Source organism: Compostimonas suwonensis, from assembly GCF_002797855.1.
GTDB lineage: Bacteria > Actinomycetota > Actinomycetes > Actinomycetales > Microbacteriaceae > Compostimonas > Compostimonas suwonensis.
In genome coordinates this window covers 718,497-725,454 of sequence record NZ_PGFB01000003.1, presented here as the reverse complement: position 1 = coordinate 725,454, position 6,958 = coordinate 718,497, and the positions used below count along the sequence as shown (strand labels likewise).

Below are 6,958 nucleotides of genomic sequence, written 5' to 3'. Positions count from 1 at the left end.
CACCAACCAACAAAAAAACTGCCAGCCAGTGCCCGAGGTAAAAATTGGCATTTGACAATGTGCACGCTGTTGAGTTCTCAAGGAACGGACGCACCCGCTTCGAACTCTTTCGAGTCGTCATTCGGAGCTGTCTTCCAACACCCACGATCGGAGTCAGGAAACCCGTGGCTTCGACTGTCGAAAGTGAATGGTTTCCAAACATAGAACAAGAACTCCACAAAAGCGAAGCTTTGTTACTAAGGTTTGGAGTGGTCCCGCTTGAGGCCGGGAAGCTCTTCGGCTTTCCCGCACCTTTGGGGTGACAGGTAGATACATTACGTGTTTCCGGGGGCCGGTGCAAGTCGCCTCGGGAGGCCGGGCGTGTCGCGCCGGATTCCGGGCGAGAGGCCCTCGTGAACGACCGCCGGGCGCACTACCGCGAGCGCTGTTCCTCGAGCCTCCAGACCTCGGGAACGATCATGCCCGCATGGTCGTCGCCGAGAGTCACGAAGTGGTCGACGAACGGCCCGATCGCCGCCTGCCATCGCGCGTTGGCCGGATCGGTGTCGAGCGCCGTCATGGCCGCCACGAAGTCGTCGCAATCGACGAGGTGGAAGAGATCGCGCCCGCTGCGCCAGATCGTCCAGTCGCGGATCCCGACCCGGGCGAAGGTCTCGACGAGGTCGTCGGGAATCGAACGGTGGTTCTGCTCGTAGCCGTCCTCTCGCCCTTCGACGATGACGGAGTGCAGCGCTACGCGCATGGTGGTGTCCTCTCTGACCGAGTGGTGATGGAGTGATTCTCTTTAGCTTGGCATCCTTTCGACCGCCTTCGGCGACACCCGAGCCGACCGAGTACGACGCCCGAGACGACGACGGGCCGGCAGCAGAAGCGGCCGGCCCGTCGTGTGCGACCCGAATCGGGTCGACCCTCGTCACATCGGGGGCATGAGCACCGAGTCGATGAGGTACACGGTCGCGTTCGCCGTGTGCACTCCCCCGCAGATGACGTTGGCGTCGTTGACCTTCATCGAATCGCCGCTGCCGGTGACGGTGACCGTTCCACCCTCGACCGTGGTCTGGGTTCCTGCGATCGCGTCGGGAGCGATCTGGCCGGGAACGACGTGGTAGGTGAGGATCGACGTCAGCGTCGCGGCTCCCTCGGGCGTCTTGAGCGACTCGAGTGTCGCAGCGTCGATCTTCGCGAAGGCGTCGTCGACGGGTGCGAACACCGTGAACTCGTCGCCATTGAGGGTGTCGACGAGATTGACCTCCGGGTTCAGCTGCCCGGAGACGGCGGCGACGAGAGTCGTCAGCAGGGGGTTGTTGGATGCCGCGACCGCGACCGGATCGGCCGACATCCCGACGACCGAGCCGGGGCCGTCCGGCACCTGTGCCGCGTAGGCCGCGCACCCGGGCCCGACGAGGTCGGCGGCGGGATCCATCGCGGAGTCCGTCGTCTCGGCGGTCGCCGACGGCATGGGTTCGTTCGTCTCGGCTGCGGCGTTCTCGTCGCCGGCCGAGCTCGGGCTCGAACAGGCGGCCAGGCCGAACGTCGCGACGGCTGCGATGGCGAGTGCCGCGAGGGTGTGACGTGTCGTGATGCGCATGGGATCTTCTCCTTGTGTGGTGGGGCGAGACGGCGGCCGCACATCGTGTCGGTCGTCCGTGCCTTCCCCTGTGTTTCGGAAGGGCGCGGCATCCGGATTGGAAACGGATGAGAGGCCGGCCCGGCCGGCGTACCCGCGCCACCCGTTCCAATCCCCCCGGCCTCCTGCGCCGAAGAACCCTCCGACGAAACTTGGAGGACTTGTGTTCACGCTCGCTCTTATCGGCCTTCTCGGGGGCCTCATCACCGGGATCTCCCCGTGCATCCTCCCTGTGCTGCCCGTCATCTTCTTCTCGGGCGGTGTGCAGGGGGCCCGGGAACCGGGGGCGGGAGGCGACGGCGCCGGCGTGAAGCAGCCGTCGCGATGGCGGCCCTACCTCGTCATCCTCGGACTCGTGGCGAGCTTCAGCATCGCGACACTGGTCGGCTCGCTCATCCTGAGCCTGCTCGGCCTGCCGCAAGACGTGCTGCGCTGGGCCGGCATCGTGGTGCTCGTTCTGATCGGGCTCGGCCTCATCGTTCCCGGCTTCCAACACATCCTCGAGAAGCCGTTCTCCTGGATCCCGCAGCGGGCGGTGGGCACCGACCGCGGCGGCTTCCCGCTCGGGCTCGCGCTCGGCGTCGTCTACGTTCCGTGCGCGGGGCCGGTCCTGGCAGCCATCACCGTCGCGGGGTCGACCGGCCGGATCGGCGTGGAGACGATCGTGCTCACGGTGACCTTCGCGGTGGGCGCCGCCATCCCCCTTCTCGTCTTCGCCCTCGCCGGCCGGGGCATCGCCGAGCGGATGAAGAGCTTCCGCAGGCATCAGAAGGGCATCCGGATCACGGGAGGCGTGCTGATGATCGCCCTCTCGGTGGGCCTGGTCTTCAACCTGCCGCAGGCGCTGCAACGGCTCATCCCCGACTACACGGGCGATCTGCAGAGCAGCATCGCCGACTCCGACGAGGTGAAGGACGCGCTCGATCTCGGCGGGCTCGTCACCGACGAGAACAAAGACCTCGACAGATGCACGGATGGCGCGACCGCGCTCGAGAGCTGCGGCATCGCCCCCGCCATCACGGGGATCCAGGAGTGGTTCAACACTCCGGGCGACCAGCCCATCGATCTCGCCGAGGAGAGGGGACGGGTCGTTCTCGTCGACTTCTGGGCCTACTCCTGCATCAACTGCCAGCGCTCCCTGCCCCATGTGGTCGCCTGGTACGAGAAGTACAAGGATCTCGGCCTCGAGGTGATCGGCGTGCACTCCCCCGAGTACGCCTTCGAGAAGGAGCCGGCGAACGTCAAGGCGGGCGCGGAGGGTTTCGGCATCACCTATCCGGTGGCCATCGACAACACGCTCTCGACCTGGACCAACTACCGCAACCGCTACTGGCCCGCGCACTATCTGATCGACGCTGACGGGGTCGTCCGCAACATCACGCTCGGCGAGGGCGACTACGCGACGACGGAGAAGCTCATCCGCGAGCTGCTGACGGATGCCGACCCCGAGGTGACACTGCCCGCCGCCACCGATATCGCCGACCTCACACCCGAAGTGGGGAGCACGACCCCGGAGACCTTCCTCGGCTCGACCAAGCAGCTCAACTTCGCCGGCTCGGAGAAGTACTCGACGATGACGAGCTCCTTCGCGTTCCCCGACGAGCAGCCGGCCGACTCGTTCTCCCTCGACGGCGCGTGGACGCTCGGCTCGCAGTCGATCACTCCGTCGGGTGGCGATCCGGCCGAGGTGCGGCTGCGCTATACGGCATCCGAGGTGCGGATGGTCCTCTCCGGCACGGGGACGGTCACCGTGACCGTCGACGGCTCGCCCCGACGGATCGCCGTCTCGGGCACCCCCGACTCGTATGAGCTCGTGAAGACGGCGGGCGCGGCATCCGGGACTCTCGAGGTGAAGGTCTCGCCCGGGGTGGAGGCTTACTCCTTCACGTTCGGATGACCCGCCGCGATCGTTCGCGCGGGCAATCCGTCTGCCCCTGTACAACGAACACCAAGCGTGACGATCGAGACAATGACCGCCCCCGCACGGCACAGTCGCGCACGAACTGTCATGCTGGGTCGTGTGACTTCCCCCCGAGAGCCGACCGAGCTGGAGAGCGACACGATCGCGACCACGTTCGACGAGCTGCTCGCGCGGGTCGCGCGCGGCGACCAGCAGGCGTTCTCGGAGCTCTACGACCGGAGCGCACCACGACTGCTGGGTCTCGTCAAACGGGTGCTCGTCGATCACGCGCAATCGGAGGAGGTGGCTCAGGAGGTCTTCCTCGAGATCTGGAAGACGGCCGCCCGTTTCGACCCGGGCAGGGGCAAGGCGCTGTCGTGGATGCTCACGATGGCCCACCGGCGGGCGATCGACCGGGTGCGGTCATCGCAGGCCGATCATGACAGAGACGAGAAGATAGGCATCCGGGACATCGAGCCCGAATACGACGTAGTGAGCGAATCCGTCGAGATTCGCATGGAGCACGAGAGGGTGAAAAAGGCCATGACGCAGTTGACCGAGCGGCAACGCGAAGCGATCACCCTCGCCTACTACGGCGGCTACACCCAGACCGAGGTCGCGCAGATCCTGTCGATTCCCGTGGGCACGGCCAAGACCAGGCTGCGCGACGGCATGATGCGGCTCCGAGACGAGCTGGGGGTGACCTCGTGACCGGCGAACGCGACGACGACGAACGCGCCGCCGAACGCGAACCTCGGCTCGCGAGCGGCGCCCACGCCCTGGGCGCGCTCTCCCCCGACGAGGCAGCCGAGTTCGAGAGAGCGGCAGCACAGGCGCCCGAGGTGCGCGCGGAGGCCGATGAGCTCGCCGAGACGGCCGCTCTGCTCGGTTTCGCCGCCGAGCCGGCGCGCCCGTCGGCGGGCATGAAACTCGACCTCATGGCAGCGATCGCCTCCACCCCGCAGGATGCCGCGCCCGACGTCGTACGCGCTGTCACCGGCGAGCGCGAGCAGCCACCTGCCGCGGCCGGGCCGTCGGCGGCGCCCGCCGGATCCGCGGAGCACCGAGCCCGCACCCGCTGGTTCGCCAGGCCTCTGGGCATCGCCGTCGCCGCGGCCGCTGCCATCGCCCTCTTCGTGGGCGGGAGCCTCGTCGGCAGCGCCCTGAACGCGGCGAATCAGACGACGCCCGCCGACCAGGCCGCCGCCGCTCTCGCCGAGATCGCGGCCGCACCCGACAGCCAGCGCGCCTCGGCCTCCGTCGACGGTGGCGGAACAGCCACACTCGTGTGGTCGAACGAGCTCGGCCGCTCGGCCGTGCTCGTCGACGGGCTGCCGTCGCTCCCCTCCGGCAAGGCCTACGAGGCCTGGTACATCGACGCCTCCGGTGCTGCGGCCTCCGCAGGAACCTTCACGGCGGCGGGCGACGGCACGACCTGGCACGTGCTCGACGGAACCATGTCGGCAGGCGACGCGGTCGGTGTCACGGTCGAACCGGCCGGCGGTTCCGAGCAGCCGACCACCGACCCGATCCTCGTGATGCAGAGCGCCTGAGCCCGAGGGCCCTCAGCCGGCCGACCCAGTATGACGCTCGACGTCCACGAGCAGGCTTCCACGAATGGGCGCAAGACCGGACCCGTGACGGGCGTCGGCCCTCTTCTTGACCCCGTCGCGACGCCTCCGACACTATTGAGGCCATGTATCCGGTGATGGTTCTCGGGCTCATGATCGTGGCGCCCATCGTGTCTGTCGTGAGCGAGTTCTCAGCGGGCGGCGGCACCGGCGATCTGCTGCTGCTGGCCGGGAAGTGGTTCGTCTTCTGGGCGGTGGGTGTGCGGCTTCTCACCGCCGGCCTGTCCCAGATCCTGCGACCGGGCTTCACGGCGAGCAGCATCCTCGGCACGAACCCCGACCGGTCGGTGTTCCAGATCGTGCAGGAGCTGGGCTTCGCGAACCTCGGAGTCGGGCTCATCGGCATCCTGTCTCTGCCTCTGTCGGGATGGATCGTTCCTGCCGCCGTCGCCGGAGGCCTGTTCCTCGGTCTCTCCGGCATCCGCCACATCGCGAAGCCGGGCAAGAACACCAAGGAGTGGATCGCGACGCTCAGCGACCTCGTGGTCTTTCTCGTGCTGCTGGCGTTCGTTCTCTACGTCTGGATCTCCGGAGCCTCCTAGCGGCCGTATCCCCGGGCCTCACGCCGAGGGCGGGTCGCGGCGCGTGGCCTCGCGACCCGCGAGCTCCGCTACCGGCCCGAGGCATCGACGACCTCCCCAGGGCTTCCAGACGAGCGGGGTCGGCGAGCACCTCGAGCCCCACGATCCGGTCGCCCTCGATGTCGGAGGCCATGATCGAGACGACGCGCGCGAGGCGAGCTGGCGTGCGGCCTCGGGCGAACGGTCGAGCACGAAGCGCTGCGAGCGCGGCTGGAGCCGGTTCGTGAGCGGGCTGGGGGACGCCGAGCTCCCGGTCGTCAGCTCGCCGAGTACGCGCCCGCTTCGAGATCCTCGATGAGGGTCGGGCCGGTCGGCGTCCAGCCGAGGGACTCGCGGGTCAGGACGCTCGTGGCCGCGAGATCCGCGGCGAAGAAGGCTCCGATCCAGCCGAAGTGCGCCGGGACGTCGTCGGCGGGGATCGAGACGACCGGCAGGCCGAGCGCACGGCCGATCGTCTCCGCGATCTCCCGGCTCGGGATCCCCTCTTCCGCGACGGCGTGCAGGCGTGCGCCGGCCTGCGCCTCGGTGAGCCCGAGCGCGACGAGGCGAGCGGCATCGGAGATGTGCACGGCGGCCCAGCGGTTGGTGCCGTCGCCGGGATAGCCCGAGACGCCCTTCTCCCGGGCGATCGCCGTGATCGCGGCGATGAAGCCGTGGTCGCCGACCCCGTGCACGGTCGGCGCGAAGCGCAGGGCGATGCTGCGCACGCCCTGCTCGACGAACTCGAAGGCGAGGTTCTCCGCCCCTCCGCGGAGTGCGTCGGGGCCGTGGAACGGGGAGGGATCGTTCTCGTTCGCGAGCCTGCCCGGGGTGAGCCCGGCGACGCCGGAGGCGAACAGGAACGGGCGACCGGTGCCGACGAGCGCGTCGCCGAGAGTCTGCACGGCGGCCCGCTCGGCCGCGTTCGAGGCGGCCTGATCAGAGAAGTCGTGTTTGTTCGCGAGGTGGATGACCGCCTCGGCGGCCTCGGCCCCCGCGCGGATGCCGTCGAGGTCGTCGAGGTCGCCTCGGCGTACACGAGCCCCCGTGGCCTCGAGAGCGGCGGCGGATGACTCGGACCGCGCGAGCCCGGTGACCTCGTGCCCCTCGGCGAGCAGCTCATCGACGACGGCCGATCCGATCCATCCGGAGGCCCCGGTGACGAAAACGCGCATAACAGTGTTCTCCTTCGGCTCCGCGAGCCGCGGAGCGCTATGTGATGTCAGTGACTGATGTCATC

7 protein-coding genes are annotated in these 6,958 nt (G+C 68.5%); 4 read left to right on the top strand and 3 right to left on the bottom strand.

The genetic code is table 11. From position 1 onward, the window contains the following. Positions 1 to 412 precede the first annotated feature (412 nt). Both CLV54_RS11085 and CLV54_RS11080 read right to left on the bottom strand, forming a co-directional pair. Positions 413 to 742, bottom strand: a complete 330-nt coding sequence (locus CLV54_RS11085; RefSeq protein ID WP_100344997.1) for an L-rhamnose mutarotase — start codon at positions 740 to 742, stop codon at positions 413 to 415. A gap of 171 nt (positions 743 to 913) precedes the next feature. Further along, the gene (locus CLV54_RS11080) at positions 914 to 1,588 is read right to left on the bottom strand and encodes a fasciclin domain-containing protein (protein ID WP_100344996.1); all 675 of its coding nucleotides are present in this window, start codon (positions 1,586 to 1,588) and stop codon (positions 914 to 916) included. A 202-nt stretch (positions 1,589 to 1,790) separates the two neighbouring features. Between CLV54_RS11080 and CLV54_RS11075 the strand changes: the two genes are divergently transcribed. The 4 genes from CLV54_RS11075 to CLV54_RS11060 all read left to right on the top strand — a co-directional run bounded on the left by CLV54_RS11075 (position 1,791) and on the right by CLV54_RS11060 (position 5,700). Next, the gene (locus CLV54_RS11075; protein ID WP_245861598.1) at positions 1,791 to 3,524 is read left to right on the top strand and encodes a cytochrome c biogenesis protein DipZ; all 1,734 of its coding nucleotides are present in this window, start codon (positions 1,791 to 1,793) and stop codon (positions 3,522 to 3,524) included. A 111-nt stretch (positions 3,525 to 3,635) separates the two neighbouring features. Continuing rightward, entirely contained in the window at positions 3,636 to 4,238 is a 603-nt protein-coding gene (locus CLV54_RS11070; protein WP_100344994.1) for a sigma-70 family RNA polymerase sigma factor, read from the top strand. Further along, complete coding sequence (locus CLV54_RS11065) at positions 4,235 to 5,080, top strand: anti-sigma factor (RefSeq protein ID WP_100344993.1); 846 nt, start codon at positions 4,235 to 4,237, stop codon at positions 5,078 to 5,080. Before CLV54_RS11070 ends, CLV54_RS11065 begins: the two co-directional genes overlap by 4 nt. 143 nt (positions 5,081 to 5,223) lie before the next feature. Further along, the gene (locus tag CLV54_RS11060) at positions 5,224 to 5,700 is read left to right on the top strand and encodes a DUF6790 family protein (RefSeq protein ID WP_100344992.1); all 477 of its coding nucleotides are present in this window, start codon (positions 5,224 to 5,226) and stop codon (positions 5,698 to 5,700) included. A gap of 296 nt (positions 5,701 to 5,996) precedes the next feature. Here CLV54_RS11060 and CLV54_RS11050 read toward each other — a convergent pair whose 3' ends face one another. Then, a complete protein-coding gene (locus tag CLV54_RS11050; RefSeq protein WP_100344991.1) occupies positions 5,997 to 6,893 on the bottom strand; it encodes an SDR family oxidoreductase in 897 nt (298 codons plus the stop codon). Positions 6,894 to 6,958 lie beyond the last annotated feature (65 nt).

What these genes read in the sequence shown, in the direction of transcription:
- CLV54_RS11050 (WP_100344991.1), bottom strand. Translation starts at nt 6,893, where the DNA reads ATGCGCGTTTTCGTCACCGGGGCCTCCGGATGGATCGGATCGGCCGTC.
- CLV54_RS11070 (WP_100344994.1), top strand. Translation starts at nt 3,636, where the DNA reads ATGCTGGGTCGTGTGACTTCCCCCCGAGAGCCGACCGAGCTGGAGAGC.
- CLV54_RS11080 (WP_100344996.1), bottom strand. Translation starts at nt 1,588, where the DNA reads ATGCGCATCACGACACGTCACACCCTCGCGGCACTCGCCATCGCAGCC.
- CLV54_RS11060 (WP_100344992.1), top strand. Translation starts at nt 5,224, where the DNA reads ATGTATCCGGTGATGGTTCTCGGGCTCATGATCGTGGCGCCCATCGTG.
- CLV54_RS11085 (WP_100344997.1), bottom strand. Translation starts at nt 742, where the DNA reads ATGCGCGTAGCGCTGCACTCCGTCATCGTCGAAGGGCGAGAGGACGGC.